We start from the raw sequence: 20,738 nt of genomic DNA on the forward strand, positions 1-20,738 counted from the left end.
GGTGACCGGCGGGGCGCGGGCGGTGCCCGGGCGGGCAGCCGTCAGATGGCGGGCACGTAGGTCAGCTTCAGCTCCTGCGGCTCGTCGACGACCTCCAAGGACCTGTGGCTGAAGGTGTCGGTCTCGTCGAACACGGGTCTCCACTCCACCCAGTTCCAGCCCGCCTCGAGGTTCAGCTCGGCGTGAAGGCTCTCCTCGGTGACGCAGCCGTCGTCGGTCGCGGTCACCTCGACGGGACCGTCGGCGTAGACGAGGCCGTAGAACGACAGGCGATCGAGTGCCGCCGAGTCGTCGAGGTCCTCCACCTCCTCTGTCGTGATCAGGCCGTAGGTGGCGCCGTGACCGGTGAGGGGGGAGATGCCGGGGACGGTGATCGCGTCGAACCCCAGCGGCGTGACCTTCACGCTCTCGTCCGACGCCGTCACCGGGCAGGCGAGCTCGTCGGCGACGACGAACTCGAGCAGCTCTGCCGCGGGCACGAGCACGGCCTCCAGCTCTTCGTCGGCCTGCGGCAGGTCGAGCTCCAGCGTCCCGTCCTCGCCGATGAGGGCGACGGGCCCGATCAACAGGCCGGGGCGGCCCTCGATCAGGGCTGCGCTCGGCGACGCGTCCTCGGACGCGATGAGGACGGCGTTGGGGTCGATCAGCGTGACCGCGGCCCCGAAGGCGGCGGGCGCGTCCGCGATGGGCGGCGCGTAGTAAGTGACCGTGATGTCGTGCGTCGGGCCGGGCGGCGTGGTCGGCGCGGCGCAGGCGGCGAGGAGCGGCGCCAGGACGGCGAGCCGCAGCGGTCTCCGGGTCGGTGAGAGCATCTCTCCTCCGATCTTGGGCTGACCCAGGCTCGTACGGTCGTCCCCTTGGCTCGGTGAAGTTCGCGACTCGCGGTGCCTGCCCCCGCTTGACAAGCGCGCGCTCGGCGCCTACCTTATACGCACGTTTCATACGCCCGTTTGAAGGCGGCGATCGGGCGCCGCCGGAGGAGCCCTGATGGCGGAACCGGTCCGCACGGCCAGCGAGCAGTCGAAGCGCTCGACGCGCGAGGCGATCCTCGATGCCGCGTTCGCGATCCTCGCGCGGGACGGCTACGGGGCCCTCACCGCCCGCAGCGTCGCGCAGGAGGCCGGCACGAACCTGGCGCTCGTCAACTACTACTTCGGCGGCAAGAAGGGCCTGCTGCTCGCGCTCTACGAGAAGCTCGAGCGGGAGCGGCGGGAGCGGCAGCTCGCGCTCTACGCCGACGACGGCCGCCCGCTCTCTGCCAAGTGGCGCCAGGCGGTCGAGTACTACAGGAAGGACCTCGCCGACGGCTTCGTGCGCGTGCACCACGAGCTCCAGGCGCAGGGCTACAGCGACGACCGGCTGGCCGAGCCGGCGCGGCGACGCGCGACCTCGTGGTTCGAGCTCCTCGCCGAGGCGGCGGAGCGGTACCTGCCGCCGCTGGGCGTGGAGGTCCCGCCCCGCGATGTCGTCATCGCCCTCGGCGCCTTCTGGTACGGGATGGAGCAGCACCACCTCATCGGGGTGCCGGAAGGCGACCTGCCCTACTTCGACCTACTGGAGCGCATCGGCGCCTGGCTGGAGGAGCGGGAGGCCGCCGCGAGGCTGGGCGAGGGGACGCGTCCCGGCGCCGGAGAGGGCGCCCGCGCCGAGCCTGACGAGGACGAGGACGCGGGCGTCGGGCGCGGGAGGCGTCGGTGAGGGCCCTCGCACCCAGGCTGAGCGGGTACGCGACGAACCCCGTGGACGGCGTGCGCTCCCACTACGAGGTCTTCGGTCCGGAGCGCGCGGAGCGCACGGTGCTGCTCCTCCCCACCTGGTCGCTGGTCCACAGCCGCATCTGGAAGATGCAGGTCCCCTTCCTCGCGCGCAGCGGCTACCGGGTCGTGACCTTCGACGGACGCGGCAACGGCCTCTCCGACCTGCCTGCGACCGGGTACGGGCCGCGCGACTACACGAACGATGCCCTGGCGGTCATCGACGCTTGCGGCGTCGAGCGGGCCGACGTCGTCGGCTTCTCCGCCGGCGCCCGCACCGCCACCTACCTCGCGGGCCTGCACCCCGAGCGGGTGGCGACGGTCGTGTACATCGCCCCGTCCATGGCCCCGCGCGCCGCGGGCAAGCGCCAGATCGAGCCGTTCCTCGCCGAGCCACCCGACCGCGAGGGCTGGAACAAGTACAACGCGGTGCACTGGCGCGAGGACATCGAGGACTTCGTCCGCTGGTTCGCGGCGCAGGTCCACCTCGAGCCCCACTCCACGAAGCCTCAGGACGACACGCTGGCTTGGTCCCGTGGCACCACCCCGGAGGTCCTCGTCCGCACCGTCGTAGAGGGCGGCATGCCGGAGCTGCGTGAGCTCTGGGAGCTCGTCGCCGTGCCCGTCCTCTTCGTGCACGGCGACGACGACCGCATCATCCCGCTCGCGAACACCCTCGAGCTCGCCGCTGACCTCCCTCAGGCCGAGCTCGTCGTGTTCGAGGGCAGCGGCCACGCCCCGCAGGTGCGCGACCCGGTCCGCTTCAACCTCCTCCTGAGGGACTTCCTCGAGCGGACGGCCGCCCCGCCGGTCGCTCGCAACCGAGGGGAGGCGGCTGCCCATGCGGGCGCTTGAACCGCGCTCCTCCGGCTTCGCGGTCAACCCGTGCGACGGCGTGCGCGTGCGCTACGAGGTCTTCGGGCCCGAGGACGCCGAGAGGACCGTGGTCTTCGCGCCCGCGGGGCTGTTCGCGCACGGACGACTCTGGAAGATGCAGGTGCCGTTCTTCGCCCACCGCGGCTACCGCGTCGTGACGTACGACGCCCGCGGCAGCGGCGGGTCGGACCGGCCGGACACCGGCTACACGCCGCAGCGCTTCGAGGAGGACCTGCTGGCCGTGCTCGACGAGGTCGGCGTCCGGCGCGCGGCGTTCGTGGGCATGACCTGGGCACTGCGTTGGCTCGGTCCCCTGGCGGCGCACCGGCCCGACCTGGTCTCGCACCTGATCACGGTCGGGTCGTTCCCGACCTTCCAGAACACGCGCGTCTTCGCGCCGGACGAGGTGGAGGCGGTCCTCGAGCGCTTCATGGCCCCCGTCGAGCCGGGCGCGCCCGTCGACTGGCGCGGCGCCGACATCCGCGACAGGTGGCCCGAGGTGGCCGCCTGGCAGGCCAACGAGGACCTCGTCGAGCCGCACTCGACCAAGGCGGTCGAGGACCTGACGGCCTGGGCGCGGGAGGCCGAGGGCCGCCACATGCTCGCCTCCTGCCTGGAGCTGACGTCGAGCGACCCCAACGACTACTTCGCGCGCATCCCCTGCCCGGTGCTGGTGGTCCACGGCGAGCTGGACCCGGCCATCGAGCTGGCCACGGCGGTGCGCGTGCACGAGGCCATCCCCGGCTCGGAGCTGGTCGTGTTCGAGGGGAGCGGCCACGTGCCCGTGGTGCGCGACCCGGTGAGGAGCAACCTCATGTTCCAGGAGTTCATCGAGAGGGGAACGGGGGCCCGCCCGGGCGGCCGCACGTCGTGGCGAAGGGCCCTGGCCCGCACCAAGAAGCGCGCCCTGTTCATCAGCAGCCCCATCGGCCTGGGCCACTCGCAGCGCGACGTCGCGATCGCCAAGGAGCTGCGGCGCCTCGTGCCCGACCTCGAGGTCGACTGGCTGGCACAGCACCCGGTCACGCGCGTGCTGGAGGCGAACGGCGAGAGGATCCACCCGGCGAGCCGCCTGCTGGCCGGCGAGTCGCCCCACATCGAGTCACTGATGGGCGCCCACCACGAGCTGAACGTCTTCCAGGCGATCCGCCAGATGGACGAGATCCTGCTGGCGAACTTCCACGTCTTCCACGAGGTCGCGTCGGCCGAGCCTTACGACCTCTGGGTGTGCGACGAGGCGTGGGAGGTCGACTACTACCTGCACGAGAACCCCGAGCTGAAGACCGCGCCCTTCGCGTGGCTGACGGACTTCGTGGGCTACCTGCCGATGGTCGAGGACGACGGCGGACGCGAGGCTTACGTCACCGCCGACTACAACGCCGAGATGATCGAGCAGGTCGAGCGGTTCCGGCGCGTGCGCGACGTGGCCATCTACATCGGCGAGGAGGCCGACATCGTGCCGGACGCGTTCGGCCCGGGCCTCCCCCTGATCCGCGACTGGCTGCCGGAGCACTTCACGCTGGGCGGGTACGTGCGCTACTTCGACCCGGCCGACCTCGGCGACCGCCGAGACCTGCGGGCCGAGTTCGGCTTCGGGATGGGCGAGCGCGTGGCCGTGGCGGCGGTGGGTGGCACCAGCGTGGGCGCTTCGCTGCTCAGGCGCATCGCCTCGGCGTTCCCCGCCATGCGGGAGCGCGTGCAGGGGCTCAGGCTCGTCGTCGTGTGCGGCCCGCGCATCGACCCGGCGTCCATGCCTGCTATGGAGGGCGTCGAGTACCGGGGCTACGTCCACGACCTCTACCGCATGCTGGCGGCCGCGGACGCGGCGTTCGTGCAGGGCGGCCTGTCGACGACGATGGAGCTCGTCGCGGCCCGGGTGCCGTTCCTCTACTTCCCGCTGGGCCTCCACTTCGAGCAGAACCGGCACGTGGCGCATCGCCTCGAGCGCTACGGGGTGCCGGCCTGGGCGCGCGTGAGCTTCGCCGAGGCCGAGCCCGAGCTGCTCGCCGACCGGCTCGCGCGGCTGCTGGACGCTCCTCCTCAGTACGCGCCGGTCGAGGGCGGCGGCGCGCGGCGGGCCGCCGAGAGGATCGCCGCGCTGCTGTGAGGGTCGGGCGTAACGGCGGAGGGCTGAGGCGGGAGAGCGAGGCCGAGGGCTCGCGAGCGAGGTCTGGGGCGTGAGAGCGAGGTCTAGGGCGTGAGAGCGAGGTCTGGGGCGTGAGAGCGAGGACCAGGTCGCGTACCGACGCCGCGTCGACCTCGGTGGCCCTGCGCCCCGACGCCGCGCCGGCCTCGGCGCCACGGCGGCCCGTCGCCGGGCCGTCTTCGGCGGGCCCGCGGTCCGTCGCCGGGCCGTCTTCGGCGGGCCCGCGGTCCGGCGCCGGGCACAGGGCCGTCGGCAGGCGCTTCGCGCCGCGGTCCCGCGCTCAGCACGAGGCGACCGACGCGGCCGATGTCCTGGCGTGGCTGCTCGGCCCGTCCGCGACCGGCCAGGACGGCCGGTCGCTGCGGTTGTGCCTGCTCGTCACCGACGACGAGCGCCTCGGCGCCCTCCTGGCCGGCATCGCCGCCCTCGTCCGCGACGGCTCCCCCGGGACCGGCGGGCCGGCTGCGGTCGCCGCTGGCGCGCTGCCGGCGGGCCGTCGGCCCTCCGCCGACGAGGCTTCGCCCGCCGGGGCCCCTCTCGGCCCCGACCTGTCCGAGCTCACGCTCCGCGAGCTCGACGTCCTCGACCTCGTCGCCCGCGGCCACGACAACGCCACGATCGCGGGCCTGCTGGGCCTCAGCCCCCGCACCGTTAGGAACCACCTCAACAGCGTCTTCAGCAAGCTGAACGTGGCGTACCGGCCGCAGGCGGTGGTGCTCGCCCGCGAGGCCGGGCTCGGCACCGGGACGCCGCGCTACGCGGACCGCCCCGCGCGACCGACGCGCTGAGCCGACGGACCGTACCGGGTCGCCCGGGGCGGCCCCGCTCGTGTCGCGCCCTGCCGGTCGGCGCCGGGTCGGCGGCCCGCAGCCGGCGCGCGGAAACGCGTCGGCCGCGGCGTTGGTGCGCGCGCCGCTCCGGCTGGTACCCGCGTACCAGGCCGGCCTGGTAGGCAGGACTCAAGACCGGGGCCGCCGCGGGCGCCTAGCATCCGGGCAGCTAGCCGCGGCGCCCGGACCAACCGGCCCGCAAGCCGACACGTGTCGCCCCCTGGAAGGGGTGACCCATGGACCACGACCACCGCGCGCACGACGCCCACCGCGGGCACCATGCGGCCGACGACCACCTCGGGCACGCCTGCGGCCCCGGCTACGCCTCTCCCCGGGAAGCGATGGCCGGCCCGCGCGAGCGGGTGATGTACACGGTCGCGGTCCGCGTCGGCACGGCCTCCGGGAGCCCCGACTACCTGGCGACCGTTGACGTCGACCCGGCCTCTCCCACCTACTCGCAGGTGATCCACAGGCTCGAGATGCCCTACGCCGGCGACGAGCTCCACCACTTCGGCTGGAACGCCTGCAGCTCCTGCCACGGCGAAGAGGGCAAGGAGCGGCGCTTCCTGATCATGCCCGGCTTCCGCTCGAGCCGCATCTACGTCGTCGACGCGAGGGACGAGCGCGCGCCACGGCTCCACAAGGTCATCGAGCCGGAAGAGGTGAAGCGCTTCGGCCTCAGCGCACCGCACAGCGTCCACTGCCTCGCCGACGGACACGTGATGGTCTCGATGCTCGGCGACGCCGAAGGCCGCGCCCCGGGCGGGTTCCTGCTCCTCGACCAGGAGTTCGAGGTCGTGGGTCGCTGGGAGCGCGACGCCACCGGCATGAGCTTCAACTACGACTTCTGGTACCAGCCGCGGCACGGCGTCATGGTCTCGAGCGAGCTCGCCGCTCCGGTCACGTACGCGGACGGGTTCCAGCTCGACGACGTCGCGGCCGGCCTCTACGGACAGCGCGTGACGTTCTGGGACTGGCACCAGCGCAAGGTGAAGCAGACGTTCGACCTGGGCGGCGAGGGCCTGGTGCCGCTCGAGGTGCGCTTCCTGCACGCCCCCGACAGCACCCACGGCTACGTGTGCGCCGCGCTGTCGAGCACCCTCTGGCACTGGCACAAGCCGAACGGCCGCTGGGAGGTGAGCAAGGTCGTGCAGATGGAGCCGGTCGAGGTCGAGGGCTGGCCGTTCCCGGTGCCGCCCCTCACCGTCGACCTGCTGCTGTCGCTCGACGACCGCTTCCTCTACCTCTCGAACTGGCTGCACGGTGACGTGCGCCAGTACGACGTGACCGACCCCGCCAGGCCGCGCCTCGTCGGCCAGACTTGGCTCGGAGGCGTGCTCGGCCGGAGCCCGGAGGTGCGCGGCACGCGCCTGCGCGGCGGTCCGCAGATGCTCCAGCTCTCGCTCGACGGCCAGCGGCTCTACGTCACGAACTCGCTGCTCTCCTCCTGGGACGAGCAGTTCTACCCGGAGATCGGCAGGCAGGGCTCGCACATGGTCAGGCTCGACGTCGACGCCGAGAGGGGCGGGCTGGCGCTCGCCCAGGACTTCTTCGTCGACTTCGGGGCCGAGCCGGGGGGCCCCGCGCGGGCGCACGAGATGCGCTACCCGGGCGGCGACGCGACCTCGGACATCTGGGTGTGACCGGGCCCTACGCCGCGCTGCCGCTGCGCCGGCGTGCGGGGATCCGGTCGCGGCGGTCATTGGCGCCACTGGCGGCCGCTGCCGCCGCCTGGACGCTCCTGCTCCTGGTCGAGGGCTCGCCGCTGGCGTGGGCCCTCGACCACGACGCCCTCTCCCTCGGCGCCGTGCCGCTGCCGGCGGCAGCGCTCGGCTACGCCGCCGGCTGGACGCTGATGGTAGCGGCCATGATGCTGCCCGCGTCGCTGGTGCTGGCCGCGCCGGCGCGACCCGCCGGCTGGCTCGCGGGCTACCTCGGCGCCTGGTCGCTGGCGGGCTTCGCGTTCGCCGGACTGGACCTCGCGCTGCATGCCCTTCTGGCGGAGGACGGCTGGTCCGCCCGTGCCTTGCCGGCGGCGACCGTGGCGATCGCCGCGGTCTGGCTGGCCGTGGTGGCGGGCGGGTTCCCTCCCGCGGACCGGTCGAGGCGGCTCCATCCGATCGCGACGGGCGCGCTCTCCTCGGCCAGCCTGGAGGCGGGGCGGCCACCGCCGCCGGCCGCTGCCGCGGGCTGGCTGCACGGGCTCGCCTGCGTGGCCACGTGCTGGCCGGTGATGCTCGCCGTGCAGGCGGCCGCGCCCGGCGACGTCGGGGCGATGGCGCTCGCCGGCGCGCTCGTGACGGCCCTCCGCTTGGCGTCGCGCCCGACGCGAGCCGGGCCGAGCGGCTCAGTCGCGGACGCTGGCTCCCTCGGGGTAGCGCTCGCCGGCCCGGACCTCGAAGGGCAACCGGTTCTCCTCCGGCGGCACGGGGCACGTCGCGTAGGGCGTGTGAGCGCACGGCGGGTGGTGGCAGAGGTTGAAGTCGAGCACGATGCGTCCGTCGACCGGCCCGTCGACGTTGAGGAACCTGCCTCCGCCGTAGGTCTCCCGCACGTTCGTGGCGTCGCGGAAGTTGAAGAAGAGCCTGCCGGGCGTGCCCGCCGGGGTGGCGACGAGCGTGTGGCGCTGGCCGCCGCGCTCGAACACGGCGCGGCCGGCGACCGCGGCGTCCGAGACCTGACCCAGCGCGTTGACGATGGGGATGGTCTCGTCCGGCAGCGGGGGCAGGAACTCGGCCTCGATCACCCAGGCCGGGTCGGTGTCGAACCAGGCGACGCTCGCGGCGGGGTCACGCGCCGCCGACAGCCTGGGGTCGTAGACCCGCACGCCGAACAGCTCGCCGCGCCTGATCAGCCTCACGAGCAGCCGCACCTCGCCGGCGGGCACGGTGAGGGCGCCCACGCCGTCGGTCGTCTTGGGCTCGGTGAGCGGCTCGCCGTCGAGCTCGAGGCCGCCGGTGAGCGGCGCCACGACGACCCGCTCGTCCACTAGCGTGAGCCGCGCGACGCGCTCGGGTGCTCCGGCCGGCAGCGCCAGGCGGGCGTCGGCGCCGCAGCCGAGCAGGCTCTCCCCTGGCTCGAGCCAGTCCAGCGAGGCGATGGCCCACCAGCCGTGCGGGGCGGCGAGCTTGCCGACGTACCGCTCGCGGAACGCGGCGACCCGCGCGCCGTGGTCCTCGTGCCCCTCAGTCTGCGCCGCGGCTCGTGCGCGGTTCGTGGTCGGTAGGCTCATGCCCACCGATTCTAGGCAGGGGTCGGGGTCGCGGGATGTCGCGAGTTCCTCGTTCCGGCGAGGGCGAGGAGGGCCTGGTGGAGGAGCTCCACGGTCAACTCGAAGCTGTCGTCGACGGACAGCGCGAGGCCGAACCCGCCGGAGCTCTCCAGCGCGGCGAAGCCGTGGAGAGTCGAGCGCAGCATCCGCGTGGCGTGGACGGCGTCGTCGCCGTCGAGGCCGTACCCGCGCAGCACGGCCAGGACGATCCGCACGGTGTCCGCCCCGGCCGCACGCACCTCGGCGTCAGGCCCCTCGGTCGAGCGGGTCGTGAGGGCGAAGAGGCCGGGGTGCTCGACCACGAAGGAGCGGTAGGCCCGGCACGTCGCGGCGAGGGCGTCGCGGCCCGACCGACCCAGAGCGGCCCGGGCGAGCGCCTCCCGCAGGTCGGCGAGCGCCCGCAGGCGGAGCTCGCGCTGCAGGCCCTCTACCCCGTCGACGTGGTTGTAGAGCGACGGCGACCTGACCCCGAGCCGCTTGGCCAGTTCGGACAGCGTCAGTCCGTCGGGCCCACGCTCGTCGACGAGCGCGGCGGCGGCATCGACCACGGCGTCGCGCGTGAGGGCGCGTCCCCCGGCCGGCCTAGCCACGTTGGCCCTCGCCGGCGAAGGCCTCGCGGAGGGTCGGCAGCAGCGCGTCGAGCGTCGCCTGCGGCGCCTCGGCCTGCGGGTAGTGCCCGACGCCCGGGAGCATCACGTACCGGCCCTTCAGCGCCTCGGCGACCTCGCGGGCCTCGCGCTCCGGTTCGGGGAAGTCGGGGTCTGCACCGCCCATGACGACGACCGCCGGCGCGACCACGCGCGCGAGCCGTGCCTCCACCTCCTCGTCGGAGCGGAACGTCAGTGCCCTCACGGCCTCGAACCGCCCCGGCTCGGAGAGGTTGCGGCGCAGCGCTGCGCTGTAGGCGGCGTAGTCGGCGGGCTTGCCCGACTTGAAGAGCGTCGCGTGGTACGCCGCCCAGGCCCGCACCCGCCACGGACCGCTCAGCATCAGCCTGAGCGCCAACGCCATGGCGGCGCTCGTCCTCTGGGGTCTCACGAACGGGCCCAGCAGCGCGAGGCCGGCGATCGCCGAGGGCCTCTCGGCAGCCGCCCACACCGCCGCGGCCGCGGAGAACGAGTTGCCGATCACGAAGGCGGGGCCGCCGAGGTGGTCGATCAGCGCCAGCAGGTCCCGGCCCACCGTCTCGGAGTCGTAGCCGGGCCAGCCGACGCTCGACTCGCCGTGGCCGCGCAGGTCGCCCGTGGCCGCGCGGTAGCCGGCGCGGGCGACCAGCGGAGCGAGGAGCCGGTACTCCTGCCTGAGGTCCCCGAGGCCGGGGAGCATGACCACGAGCGGGCCGTCGCCCACGACGTCGTAGGCGATGCGCCCTTCCTCGAGTTCCAGGAAGCGCGTCTGTGGGGCGGTGAACGCGACGCCGGTGGCGGGCGCGCGAGCCTCGGTGGTTAACATGCTTAGGTCATAACCTAAGTGGATTAGTAAAGTCAACCGACCGCTTCTGGACGGCCGCTCGGGGGCCGAGGCAGCTTGGGCGAGACGGGCGGTCCGGGCGGCTCGAGCGGTTCGAGCGCCAGGTCGCGACGTCTAGGCAGGTTGGGCGGCTTCGGCGTCAGTCCGAGCGGCCGGCGCGCCTACTGCCGCCACGCGATCACCAGCACGCGGTTCAGCACCACGAGCGCGGCGTAGGCGACGCCCCAGACCGGTCGCCCGGCCAGGAACAGGGCGGCCGTGGCGGCGCCGAAGACGAGAGCCTCTACGGCGAGCTGGAACCCCAGCCCTCCCTTGAGCGGCGCCTTGGGCGCGGCGAACAGGCCCCAGACGACCGCCAGGGCGACGGGCGCAGCGACGGCCAGCACGACCCTCGGGGCCCCGGTCTGGGTGCGCAGGGCCCAGTAGGCCACCGCGGCGAGCGCGGCGAGCTCGAGCAGGAACCGCAGCCCGAGGTTCAGCGCCTGAAGACCGCTCACGGGCCGGACGGCCGCCGCGGGTGCGCGTCGAGCATCCCCAGCTGCCACATCACGAACATGCGCTGGTCGACGGCGTCGCGCAGTATCAGGTCGAGCGGCTTGCCCTGGCCGTGGCCCGCCGAGCGGTCGACCCACAGCAGCACCGGGTCCTCCACCGGGTCGCTGGCCGTGGCGGCCTGCAGCCGGGCGGCCATCTTGCGGGCGTGCATGGCGTGCACGCGCGTGTCGTTCTCGCCGGCCGTGAGCAGCACGGCGGGGTAGCGCACGCCGTCCCGCACGCGGTGGTAGGGCGAGTAGGCGATGAGCCACTCGAACTGCTCCGGGTCCTCCGCGGACCCGTACTCCGGCACCCAGTAGCGCGCCATCAGGAAATGCTGGTAGCGCAGCATGTCGAGGAGCGGCACGGCGACGAGCGCCGCGGCGAACAGGTCGGGACGCTGCGTGAGCGCCGCCCCGGTGAGCAGCCCGCCGTTCGAGCCGCCGGCGATGGCGAGGCGCTCCGGCCGCGTGTATCCGTGCGCGATCAGCCACTCGGCGGCGGCGATGAAGTCGTCGAAGACGCTCTGCTTGCGGCCCAGGGTGCCGGCCTCGTGCCAGGCGTCGCCGTACTCGCCGCCGCCGCGCAGGTTCGGGAGCGCGTAGACGCCGCCTGCCTCGAACCACTGGACCAGCGTGGGCGAGAACGCCGGAGCCATGCTGACGCCGAAGCCGCCGTAGCCGTAGAGGATCGTCGGCGCGTCGCCCGCGGGCTCGAGGCCCTTGCGGTGGACCACGAACATCGTGACCACGGTGCCGTCCTTCGAGGCGTACTCGACCTGCTTCACCTCCACGGCGTCGGGGTCGACGGGCGCCTCGGGCCTCTCCCACAGCTCGAACGTGCCCCCGGGGTCGCGGACGTCGAAGCGGTAGACGGCCGGCGGGTGGGCGAAGCTCGTGAACGTCAGGAACGCCTCGGTAGAGCTCCGGTTCGTCGCCACCACGGCGGTGCCCATGGCCGGCAGCGGCACCTCGCCGACCCGCCTCCCGGTCAGGTCGTAGACGACGACGCGGCTCACCGCGCGCTCGAGGTACGTGACGACGACGTGCCCCTCGGCCAGTCCGGCGGTCTCGATGCTCCCCTCCTCCGGCTCCGGCACCAGGTCGCGCCAGCTCGCCTCGCCGGGGTCCGAGACGGGGGCGATGACGACGCGGCCACGCGGGGCGTGCTTGTACGTGTGGAGCACGAGCACGTCGCCGTCAGGACCCGGCACCACCGAGCCGAACCCCTGCCCCGGCGTGCCGACGCTGACCTCCCTGCGCTCGAGCACGCCCGTCCGCCGGAACGCCTCGAAGTCCGCGAGCCACAGGTCGTTGGAGCGCGTGTCGACGAAGTAGGAGAGGAGCAACCAACGTCCGTCGCGCGACAGGAAGCCGTTCGGACCCCACGTCGTCGCGAGCCTCTCGTCCTCCTCCTTGGTGAGCTGGCGGAAGATCACCCGGTCGGCGGAGCTGTCGTCAGCGGCCTGCGGCTGGGCCGGCCGGGCGTGGAACATCACGCGGCCCGTGTAGTGGTCGTTCGGGTCGGCGAGGTTCCAGTAGACGAAGCCGGAGCCGTCCGGCAGCCACTGCGGCGGCCTGACCTTGTTGTGTATCTCGAGGGGCAGCTTCGCGCCGGAGTCGACGTCGAGGAGCTCGAGCCTGGTGTTCTCGTCGCCGGCCGAGAACGTGCCGTAGGCGAGCTGGCGGCCGTCGGGGCTGGGGGAGAGCCACGACACCGTCGTGAGGCCCGTCGGGTCGATCGCCTCCGGGTCGATGAGCAGGCGCTCCTCGCCCCTGAGGCCCTCGCGGAAGTAGACCCTCGCCTGCTTCTGGTCTCCCTCCCTCCTGGTGTAGAAGTAGCGCCCCCCGCGCTGGATGGGCGCGGAGACCGTGCCGATCTGCAGCAGCGGCCTGAGGCGATCTTCCACCTCGCGGCGTCTCGGGAGGGCGTCGAGCACGGCTCGGGTGTAGGCGTTCTGGGCATCCGTCCATGCCGCCACCTCCGGCGTGACGAGCCCCATCCGGTCGGGGTCGGAGTTTTCGCCCTCCAGCCAGCGATAGTCGTCGACGATCTCGCGCCCGTGCAGGACGTCGGTGACGGGCCGTCTCTCCGTTGCCGGCGGTCCGGCTACCTTCGCTTCGCTCATCCGCAGAGCGTAACCCCGCTCCGGCGCGGCCCGCGGTCGATGAGCGGCGAGGGGCTGGCCCCGAAGCCGGACAGGGCGCGTGGGGGTCCTGGCTGGCCGGGACGAGCGGCGGCCCCTTCCGACGGACGCGGGCGGCTGTACCGTGAGTCAGGCCGCTCGCCGGTCCGCGTTCACCGGCCCGCTTCCGCCCGCAGCATCAGCTCCTCGAGCTGGAAGGTGTGGCGCATCGGGTGCGCGACCGCGTGCTCGAGCATCGACGCGATGGTCATCGGGGCGCCCCAGTTCGACGTGTGCGCCCTGTCCTCCAGGCGGTCGGCCGGCACCGCGGTGAGGGACGTGCGCCAGAGCCCCAGGACCCGCTCCATGAACACCTCGGCCCGGTCCGCGATCTCCTCGACGCCGGGCGCCTCGGGCACGCCGGGGTCGGGGAGGCCGAGCTGCCTGCATACCCAGGTGAGGTAGCGACCGGCGGCGCGCACGACGTGGAGCAGCAGGTGCTCGTTGGAGAGGTAGTCGGTGTCGTCGGTGTCCGGCAGTGGCAGTCCTGACGCGGCGAAGCGCCGCCAGGTGGGCAGGAAGGCCCGCAGCTCGCGCTCGTGCAGGGCCACGAGTGCGCGCACCGCGCGGTCGGCGTATTCGGTCGGGCCCGGGAGGTCGTCCAGGCCGCTCACGAAGCGCGGGGCGCGGCCCTCCGCGACCCTGAGCCCGGGGTCGCGCGCGGCCTCACCGGCCGCGATCACGCAGAAGTAGTTGCCGTCCGGATCGCTGAGGACGACGTAGTCGTCGTCGGGCTCGTACCGCCAGGGGACGCGGCTCGCGCCGAGGCCGAGTAGGCGCTCGACCTCCGCCTCCTGGTCGTAGGCGTAGAGGTCGAGGTGGTGGCGCCTCCGCTCGGCCGCCTCGGCCTTCACCTCCTGCAGCGCGAGCTGGACGCCGGTGCCGCGCCGGGGCCTCAGCAGGACCCAGTCGGGTGAGTCGCCTCCCCGCGGCGCGTAGTCGAGCGCGGCGGACCAGAACTCGACGGCGCGCGCGACGTCGCGCACGCCCCAGACCACGGACCCGATCCTCAGCATGAGCCATCATCGGGCTTCCGAGTTCGGGGGACACGCGCCGGCCGAGCGCGACGTACTCAGCGCCGTCCGCGGCGCGCCTCGTCAGCTCAGGACCAGCTCGCCGCAGCCGAGGTCCGCGGTGCGCCTGAGGACCGCCACGGTGCGCTCGGCGGCGGCGCGCGCCGCCGCCTCCACGGGGTGGCCGCGCAGCAGCGCCCCGACGAGCGCCGCGGTGAACAGGTCGCCGGTGCCCTTCGCCACCGTCTCGACGTGCTCGTGCTCGAACAGGTCCGACCCCTCTCGAGTGACGACGGCCACTCGCAGGCGACCCGGCGGCGTCTCGGCCGGCGCGGCGCTGGTGACGACGACCCAGTCGAGGTTCGCCCGCAGGAGCTCTCGCGCCGCTGCCACCGTCTCCTCGTAGGTGGTGACGGGGCGACCGACGACCTGCTCGAACTCGAAGGCGTTCGGAGCGATCCCGTGGGCCATGGGCACGAGGGCGTCGCGCAGCAGGGCGGGGATGTCCCGGTGCACGTAGACGCCGACGTCCGTGTCGCCCATGACCGGGTCGACCACGAGCCGCAGGTGCGGGTATCGCACGAGCACCCGCTTGAGCCACTCGACCAGGACCGCCGTCTGTTCGGGCGGCCCCAGGTAGCCGACGAGGACGACGCGGGCGCGCTCGAGGGCACGGCGCCTCTCGAGGTCGTCCAGGTACCCCGCGAACCACTCGGTGGGCACCGGGCCGCCGTGCAGCGTGTCGTAGTGCGGCACGTTGCTGAGCAGGACCGTCGGCACCGCCGCGACGTTGAGGCCGAGCGCCTGGAGCGTGGGCACGGCGACGCTGTTGCCGACGCAGCCGTAGACCACCTGGGACTGGACGCTGACGACGTCCACGGGCAGCGGCGTGAGGGCGTCGCGGTCCACCCGACGCCGCGCGGGACCGTCCGTCACCGCTCCTGGCCCGCCTCCGGCCAGTAGTGGCTGTCCGGCAGGCCGCGTGGACCGAAGATCGCCTCGCCGACGCGCACGACGGTCGCGCCCTCCTCGATGGCCACCTCGAAGTCGCCCGACATGCCCATCGAGAGCCCGTCGAACGAGAGACCGGCGGGCGCCTCCTGCCTGAGGCGGTCCCTGAGCTCGCGCGTGAGCACGAAGCACGCGCGGACCCGCTCGACCTCGGCCGAGAACAGCGCCAGCGTCATGAGCCCGCGGACGCGCAGGGCCGTGTAGTTGGGCAGCTCCTTGACGAACCCCGGCACCTCCTCCGGCGCCAGCCCGAACTTGCTCGCCTCGCCCGAGCTGTTCACCTGCACGTAGACGTCGAGGCCACGTCCCTCGGCCTGGAGCCTGCGGTCGAGGGCCTCCGCGACCTTCAGGCTGTCGAGCGCGTGGAACTCGTGAGCGAAGCGTGCCACGTACTTGGCCTTGTTCGTCTGGAGGTGCCCGATCACGGCCCACCTGACGTCGGCGAGGTCGGAGAGGGCCTCGGCTTTCTCCCTGGCCTCCTGCACCTTGTTCTCGCCGAACTTGCGCACGCCGGCGTCGTAGGCGAGCCGTAGGCGCTCGACCGGCTGGGTCTTGCTGACCGGCAGCAGCTCGACCTCGGCCGGGTCGCGGCCGACGCGGCGGCAGGCGGCTTCGATCCGTGTCCTTATCGCCGCGAGGTTCGCGACGAGGGTCCCGCGGGCTCCCTGCGTTCCGGTCGCGTCGCCGCCGGTGCCGGGCGTCTTCGCGGCGGACGCGCCGTCGCCGCGGTCCTCGGGGGGCGCGTCGCCTCCCTCGCGAGCAGCATCCGTGGCGTTCCGTGTCACTCTTGTCACCGTTCCCGAGCTTAGCCCTAGCGGCCACCGCCTTCCCACAGCGCGGCGCGACGCTAGTCGGTCACGGCCTCCCCGAGGAGGGCGACGAGGCGCCGCTCGACATCGAGCAGGCTCCGCGCCAGGTCCCCGATCGCGGCGAACGCCCGCTCCGGCTCGACGGCCGACGCCGCGACCTCGACCACGTCCTCCCACAGCCTGCCGCTCTCGTCGGCGGCGTCGGCCGCGGCGCCCAGTTCGAGCGGCGTGGCGTCGTCGGCCTCCCGCAGGAACTCCGCGTAGAGCGGCCGCGTCGCGCCGCGCGAGCCGTACTGCGTCGTGAAGCAGTCGACGACCCTCCTCATGGCGTGCGCGAACGCCTCGCCCCCGCCGAAGCGGGCGCGCCAGCCCCTCCTGGTGCGGTCGTCGGCCACCTCGCTCGCCCACTTCTCCAGGCCGGAGAGGCCGAAGTTCACGTCGAACGCGTTGCCGAGCACGGGCCCCGTCATGTGGGCGACCGCGGTGGTCACGGCGGACTGCACGGCCGCGGTCAGGTCCGCGGGGCCGCCGGCGGGCACGGCCAGCGTCCGCACGGCGAACCGGCCCTTGCGGTGGAGGGCCCAGGCCTCGGCGAGGGCGGCTGGGGAGACCCGGCGGAGCGACTCGTCGCAGTCGTCGACGAGGTACTCGTCGCCGTCCCTGCCGGCCACGACGACCGAGTGGGGGTCCTGTGCCTCCAGCGGGCTTACGTTCTCGTGCCACGGCAGGCCGGCCCGGCCGACGGTGAGGAGTGCGGGCGTGCCGGCGGCCAGGGCGGCGTCCAGCTTGGCGAGGGCCGCCCTGGCCGCCGATGAGGTGCGACCGTTCACGTCTAGGCCGAGGTTCTCGGCGACCTCCTCGACCCACGGTCGCGGATGGTGCTGGGTGACGAACGTCAGCAGCGGGTGCGGCAACGCCTCGTACTCGAACACGGCGTACATGAAGCCGATGCCGCCGCCCAGGCCGCAGGCCATCGCCTCGGACACCTCGACGCCGGCAGTAGCCAAGAGCCTCTGCGCCAGGGCCGACTCCCTGTGAACGGCGGGTCCGGCGTCCGGGTATGCAGCGATGAGGCCCGGCTCGCGGCGCCCCGGCCGTTGGGAGGTGGTCATGGTGTGAGCCTTGCCGTCGGTGTCGTCCGTGGCGCCATGCTAGCCGGCGGTCCCTCGCCCCTCGGCTCAGTCGAGGTCGAACGGCTCTAGGTCGCGGAGCCTGACGTAGTCGCCGTCGAAGTAGGCCCGCGCGCCGGCGAAGAACGAGGCGTTGGCCGTGCGCACCAGCAGGTAGGGCCCGTCGCGCACGAAGAAGGCCCACACCGTCTCCTCGCCGTCGGCGGTCGCGAACTCCGTCTGGTACCGGGCGAGGTCGCCGTTGCGCTCCGCCACGCCCTCGAGCCAGCCCGTGTGCAGCGCAGGCGAGCGCACGACGGAGAGCTGGAACCTCAGCCTGCCGTCCGCGAGCTCCTGCACGGCCAGGCGCCCGCCGGCACCGTCCACCCACAGGCCCTCCCAGACCTGGGCCCCGGGGTCCTCGTAGTAGGCGGCGAGGGCCACCAGGAGCTCGGTGCGGTCCTCGGTCAGGATCGTCCTGTACTCGTGGAAGTGGCTCGTCGCACGGACGTCGGCGACGTCGGGGCCGCTCTGGATCCGCGCGTAGGCCTCCGCCGAGAGGTCGCGCGCGGCCAGCCAGTCCCTCTGGTCGAGCCGCAGCCGGTCGAAGGCCGCGGGCCAGAGCGCTTCCTCGGCGCGCGCGTAGGCCTCGTTCAGGGCGGCGTCTGCCGCCTGGAACTCGGCGATGGCGGCGTCCAGCTCCTCCTGTGCCTCTACGGGCTGGGCAGGGGCCGGGTCCGAACCGTCCTGGGCCCAGGCCAGGGCGGCGAGGGCCGCGAACACGACGGCAGCCCGCCGATGAAGGGAGCGCATGCCATGAGGGTAACGGGGGTCGCGGACCGCAGTGTGCTCGGTCCCGCGGTCGCCCGCCCCGTTGACCGAGGCGGCGAGGTGCGCTAGCTTGCCCGCTGGCCCGACCCGGTTACCGGGGGCCCCGCTCCGTCCTCGCGCGTGGCGGCAGGTGACATGAGCGACCAGGGACTCTGAAGCACCAGCGAAGCGAAGCCTAGCGGCGCGCCGTCGGCGCGCCTCGGCCGGCGGCGTGGAGCCGCCGGTGCCTCGTCGGACGCGGCGGCGGCGCAGCCGCGCGCCGTACCGCACCGCTACCCGACCCGACCCTGGAGCGAACATGTCACTGCTGACCCTCGTGGGCGTCGGCTACGACCTGCCCGGCGGCCCCCTCTTCGAGGACGTGAACCTGAACCTGGCGCCTGGCAGCCGCGTCGCTCTCGTCGGCGAGAACGGCGCCGGCAAGACGACCCTGATGCGCCTGGCGGTGGGCGAGGTAGAGCCCGCACGCGGGCGCGTGGAGCGGCGCGGAACCGTCGCCTGGCTGCCGCAGGAGCTCGAACGGTCGGCCGCACCGCTGGGCGCGATGGCCCACGGCGACGGGCGGCGCCGGAGCGGCGATGGCCGGCAGGCGTCCGGGGCGGCCGACGGCGTCCGCGCCGTCGACGCTAGGCCCGGCTCGGGAGGCGAGCGTCAGAGGGCTCGCCTCGAGGCGATCCTCGCCCGCGAGCCGGACGTCCTGCTACTGGACGAGCCGACCCATCACCTCGACGTGGCCGGCATGGAGTGGCTCGAGGGCGTGCTGCTGGCGTGGCCCGGCGCCGTGCTGCTCGTCTCGCACGACCGCGCCTTCCTCGACGCCGTCGCGACCGAGACGGCGTTCCTCGAACGCGGTGCCCTGCGCCTGGAGGCCGGGAACCACTCCGAGGCGAGCGCCAGGCGCGCCGCCGAGGACGCCGCGCGGCTACGTCGCCACAAGGCGCAGTCCGCGCGCAGGAGGCAGCTCGAGAGCGAGTACCACCGTCACCGCTCCGCGGCGCGCTCGGCCGGCAGCTTCAACAAGAACCGCGTCAAGGACGGCAACCTGCTGTACGCCACGGCGAAGGCCGAGACGGTGTCGAGGCGCCTGGCGCGGCGGGCGAAGGCACTCGCCACGCGGTTGGAGCGGGAGGCGGTGGAGGGGAAGCCGTGGGAGGACAACAGGCGGCTGTCCTTCGTCGCCGCGCCGAGCTCGCCCGGGCCGTCGGAGGTGATCGTCGCCGAGGGCCTCGTCGTGCGGCGCGGCGGACGCACCATCGTCGACGGCCTCGACCTCTACCTGATGCGCGGCGACAAGCTGGCGCTCCTCGGCCCGAACGGCGTCGGCAAGACGACCCTCCTCGAGGTGCTGCGCGGGGCGCGTCGGCCCCAGGCCGGGACGGTGCGGCACGGCGTCGGCCTGCGGATGTCCGTCACGGAGCAGGTCGAGGAGCCGTGGGCCGGCGCCGGCGCCGACCTGACCGTCGGCGACGTGCTCCGCGAGGTGAACCCCGCGCTCAGGGACGGCGACGTGTGGCGCGTCACGGCGGAGGTCGGAGTGCCGTCGGGGCCCGGGCGGCGGGTCGCGGAGCTCTCGGGCGGCGAGAGGAGGCGGCTGACGCTCGCGCGGATCGCCGTCAGCGACGCGCACCTGTTGGTGCTCGACGAGCCGACGCACCACCTCGACCTCCGCGCCGTGGAGGCGCTCGAAGACCTCCTCGAGCGGTATGCGGGGACCGTGCTGCTGGCGTCGCACGACAGGAGGCTCGTCGAGCGAGTGGCGACCCGTTCACTGCACGTGGGCAGCGGTGAGTTGCACCATGGCTCCTGACGGGCATGCCCATCGCGCCGCACGTTCTGCCGTTCCTCGCCGCGCTGCCCAGCGCCGCCGGCCGTACCGCCCTCGTGACGGGGGGTAACGCCGGGCTGGGTCGCGAGACCGCGAGGTTCCTCGCCCACAGGGGCGCGTCCGTGATCATCGCCGCCAGGGACTACGCCAAGGCCGAGGAGGCCAGGGCCGACGTCCTCTCCGACGTGCCGGACGCCGACGTCAGGGTCGAGCGGCTCGACCTCGCCTCGCTGGCCTCGGTCGAGGCCTGCGCCGGGCGGCTGGGCCGGCGCGAGATCGACATCGTCGTGTGCAACGCCGGGATCATGGCGGTCGACCGGTCGCTGACGGAGGACGGGTTCGAGTCGCAGCTCGGCGTGAACCACCTGGGGCACTTCGCGCTCGTCGGGCGCCTCTACGAGCGTCTCGCCGCGCGGCCCGGGGCGCGGGTCGTGGTCGTGACGAGCTCGGCCGCCTACTTCGGGCGTCTCGACTTCGACGACCTGATGGGCGAGCGCCGCTACGACCGCTGGACGGCCTACAACCAGGCGAAGCTGGCCAACGTGACCTTCGTCCAGGCGCTCGCGCGCCGGTTCGCGTCGGCGGGAGCGGGCGTGGCGGCTCGGGGCGCGACGAGCTCTGGCGGTCGGGTCGCCGCGGACGCCGGTGCCACCGGTCGCGCGGAGGCGGGCCCACGCGCCCAGGGCCGGGAGGCAGCGGGCCCGGGCGCGCCGGGCCACGCGACGGCGCACGCGGCCCACCCCGGCATCGTGTTCACGCAGCTTCAGCGCCGCCTCCTGGAGGAGGCCCAAGGCCTCCCCTGGCGCGACCGCGTGTTCCTCGGTCGCATCACCCCCTCCATCGGCCAGGACGCGCAGATGGGCGCCCTGCCGCAGGTCTACGCCGCCCTCTCCCCGGACGCCGAGAACGGCGACATGTGGGCGCCGCGCTGGTTCGTGCGCGGCCGCCCGGTCAGCGTCCGGCCGCCGCGGGCCACCTTGGACGTGGGGGCTCAGGAGCGGCTCTGGGCCGTGTCCGAGGAGCTCACCGGCGTGGCTTTCGGACCCCGGGGCTGACGGAATCGTGTTCCCTCCC

The 20,738-nt window shown here is 73.8% G+C and carries 18 protein-coding genes; 7 read left to right on the plus strand and 11 right to left on the minus strand.

Annotated elements, in window-relative coordinates:
• Nucleotides 1–41 precede the first annotated feature (41 nt).
• Entirely contained in the window at nucleotides 42–812 is a 771-nt protein-coding gene (locus tag VF202_07870; GenBank protein HEX7040010.1) for a hypothetical protein, read from the minus strand.
• Between the two features lie 175 nt (nucleotides 813–987).
• Between VF202_07870 and VF202_07875 the strand changes: the two genes are divergently transcribed.
• From VF202_07875 to VF202_07895, 5 genes are all read left to right on the plus strand, one after another.
• Nucleotides 988–1,698 (plus strand): TetR/AcrR family transcriptional regulator, encoded by a 711-nt coding sequence (locus tag VF202_07875; protein HEX7040011.1) that lies wholly within the window; start codon nucleotides 988–990, stop codon nucleotides 1,696–1,698.
• On the plus strand, nucleotides 1,695–2,609 hold the full coding sequence (locus tag VF202_07880; protein ID HEX7040012.1) for an alpha/beta hydrolase: 915 nt from the start codon (nucleotides 1,695–1,697) through the stop codon (nucleotides 2,607–2,609). Before VF202_07875 ends, VF202_07880 begins: the two co-directional genes overlap by 4 nt.
• Nucleotides 2,596–4,737 carry an alpha/beta fold hydrolase gene (locus tag VF202_07885; protein HEX7040013.1) on the plus strand — a complete coding sequence of 714 codons (2,142 nt, stop codon included), beginning with the start codon at nucleotides 2,596–2,598 and terminating at the stop codon, nucleotides 4,735–4,737. Before VF202_07880 ends, VF202_07885 begins: the two co-directional genes overlap by 14 nt.
• A gap of 110 nt (nucleotides 4,738–4,847) precedes the next feature.
• On the plus strand, nucleotides 4,848–5,564 hold the full coding sequence (locus tag VF202_07890) for a LuxR C-terminal-related transcriptional regulator (GenBank protein ID HEX7040014.1): 717 nt from the start codon (nucleotides 4,848–4,850) through the stop codon (nucleotides 5,562–5,564).
• A 278-nt stretch (nucleotides 5,565–5,842) separates the two neighbouring features.
• A complete protein-coding gene (locus VF202_07895; protein ID HEX7040015.1) occupies nucleotides 5,843–7,249 on the plus strand; it encodes a selenium-binding family protein in 1,407 nt (468 codons plus the stop codon).
• A 704-nt stretch (nucleotides 7,250–7,953) separates the two neighbouring features.
• Here VF202_07895 and VF202_07900 read toward each other — a convergent pair.
• The 10 genes from VF202_07900 to VF202_07945 form a co-directional block, all read right to left on the minus strand.
• Nucleotides 7,954–8,838, minus strand: a complete 885-nt coding sequence (locus VF202_07900; GenBank protein HEX7040016.1) for a DUF1684 domain-containing protein — start codon at nucleotides 8,836–8,838, stop codon at nucleotides 7,954–7,956.
• 11 nt (nucleotides 8,839–8,849) lie between these two features.
• Nucleotides 8,850–9,467, minus strand: a complete 618-nt coding sequence (locus tag VF202_07905) for a WHG domain-containing protein (GenBank protein ID HEX7040017.1) — start codon at nucleotides 9,465–9,467, stop codon at nucleotides 8,850–8,852.
• Nucleotides 9,460–10,329: an alpha/beta hydrolase gene (locus tag VF202_07910; GenBank protein HEX7040018.1), complete on the minus strand. Its 870-nt coding sequence runs from the start codon at nucleotides 10,327–10,329 to the stop codon at nucleotides 9,460–9,462. Before VF202_07910 ends, VF202_07905 begins: the two co-directional genes overlap by 8 nt.
• A gap of 179 nt (nucleotides 10,330–10,508) precedes the next feature.
• Nucleotides 10,509–10,844 carry a DUF2568 domain-containing protein gene (locus VF202_07915; GenBank protein ID HEX7040019.1) on the minus strand — a complete coding sequence of 112 codons (336 nt, stop codon included), beginning with the start codon at nucleotides 10,842–10,844 and terminating at the stop codon, nucleotides 10,509–10,511.
• Nucleotides 10,841–13,009, minus strand: a complete 2,169-nt coding sequence (locus tag VF202_07920) for a prolyl oligopeptidase family serine peptidase (protein HEX7040020.1) — start codon at nucleotides 13,007–13,009, stop codon at nucleotides 10,841–10,843. The genes VF202_07915 and VF202_07920 overlap by 4 nt, the downstream gene beginning before the upstream one ends.
• 170 nt (nucleotides 13,010–13,179) lie before the next feature.
• Nucleotides 13,180–14,082, minus strand: coding sequence for a VOC family protein (locus VF202_07925; GenBank protein ID HEX7040021.1), 903 nt, complete (start codon nucleotides 14,080–14,082; stop codon nucleotides 13,180–13,182).
• 81 nt (nucleotides 14,083–14,163) lie between these two features.
• Nucleotides 14,164–15,015, minus strand: coding sequence for a pyridoxine/pyridoxal/pyridoxamine kinase (pdxK, locus tag VF202_07930; GenBank protein HEX7040022.1), 852 nt, complete (start codon nucleotides 15,013–15,015; stop codon nucleotides 14,164–14,166).
• Nucleotides 15,012–15,884 (minus strand): YggS family pyridoxal phosphate-dependent enzyme, encoded by an 873-nt coding sequence (locus VF202_07935; GenBank protein HEX7040023.1) that lies wholly within the window; start codon nucleotides 15,882–15,884, stop codon nucleotides 15,012–15,014. Before VF202_07935 ends, pdxK begins: the two co-directional genes overlap by 4 nt.
• A 53-nt stretch (nucleotides 15,885–15,937) precedes the next feature.
• Nucleotides 15,938–17,011, minus strand: a complete 1,074-nt coding sequence (locus VF202_07940; GenBank protein ID HEX7040024.1) for a BtrH N-terminal domain-containing protein — start codon at nucleotides 17,009–17,011, stop codon at nucleotides 15,938–15,940.
• A 66-nt stretch (nucleotides 17,012–17,077) separates the two neighbouring features.
• Nucleotides 17,078–17,821 (minus strand): lysozyme inhibitor LprI family protein, encoded by a 744-nt coding sequence (locus VF202_07945; GenBank protein HEX7040025.1) that lies wholly within the window; start codon nucleotides 17,819–17,821, stop codon nucleotides 17,078–17,080.
• A gap of 316 nt (nucleotides 17,822–18,137) precedes the next feature.
• On the opposite strand from VF202_07945, the gene VF202_07950 reads away from it, so the two are divergent.
• Together VF202_07950 and VF202_07955 are read left to right on the plus strand one after the other, a co-directional pair.
• Entirely contained in the window at nucleotides 18,138–19,646 is a 1,509-nt protein-coding gene (locus VF202_07950) for an ABC-F family ATP-binding cassette domain-containing protein (GenBank protein ID HEX7040026.1), read from the plus strand.
• A 5-nt stretch (nucleotides 19,647–19,651) separates the two neighbouring features.
• Nucleotides 19,652–20,719 carry an SDR family NAD(P)-dependent oxidoreductase gene (locus VF202_07955; protein HEX7040027.1) on the plus strand — a complete coding sequence of 356 codons (1,068 nt, stop codon included), beginning with the start codon at nucleotides 19,652–19,654 and terminating at the stop codon, nucleotides 20,717–20,719.
• Nucleotides 20,720–20,738: the final 19 nt, after the last annotated feature.

Source organism: Trueperaceae bacterium, from assembly GCA_036381035.1.
GTDB lineage: Bacteria > Deinococcota > Deinococci > Deinococcales > Trueperaceae > DASRWD01.

Coding starts and splice junctions, on each gene's coding strand:
- VF202_07870 (HEX7040010.1), bottom strand. CDS start 812: ATGCTCTCACCGACCCGGAGACCGCTGCGGCTCGCCGTCCTGGCGCCG.
- VF202_07875 (HEX7040011.1), top strand. CDS start 988: ATGGCGGAACCGGTCCGCACGGCCAGCGAGCAGTCGAAGCGCTCGACG.
- VF202_07885 (HEX7040013.1), top strand. CDS start 2,596: ATGCGGGCGCTTGAACCGCGCTCCTCCGGCTTCGCGGTCAACCCGTGC.
- VF202_07895 (HEX7040015.1), top strand. CDS start 5,843: ATGGACCACGACCACCGCGCGCACGACGCCCACCGCGGGCACCATGCG.
- VF202_07900 (HEX7040016.1), bottom strand. CDS start 8,838: ATGAGCCTACCGACCACGAACCGCGCACGAGCCGCGGCGCAGACTGAG.
- VF202_07910 (HEX7040018.1), bottom strand. CDS start 10,329: ATGTTAACCACCGAGGCTCGCGCGCCCGCCACCGGCGTCGCGTTCACC.
- VF202_07920 (HEX7040020.1), bottom strand. CDS start 13,009: ATGAGCGAAGCGAAGGTAGCCGGACCGCCGGCAACGGAGAGACGGCCC.
- VF202_07925 (HEX7040021.1), bottom strand. CDS start 14,082: ATGCTGAGGATCGGGTCCGTGGTCTGGGGCGTGCGCGACGTCGCGCGC.
- VF202_07940 (HEX7040024.1), bottom strand. CDS start 17,011: ATGACCACCTCCCAACGGCCGGGGCGCCGCGAGCCGGGCCTCATCGCT.
- VF202_07945 (HEX7040025.1), bottom strand. CDS start 17,821: ATGCGCTCCCTTCATCGGCGGGCTGCCGTCGTGTTCGCGGCCCTCGCC.
- VF202_07950 (HEX7040026.1), top strand. CDS start 18,138: ATGTCACTGCTGACCCTCGTGGGCGTCGGCTACGACCTGCCCGGCGGC.
- VF202_07955 (HEX7040027.1), top strand. CDS start 19,652: ATGCCCATCGCGCCGCACGTTCTGCCGTTCCTCGCCGCGCTGCCCAGC.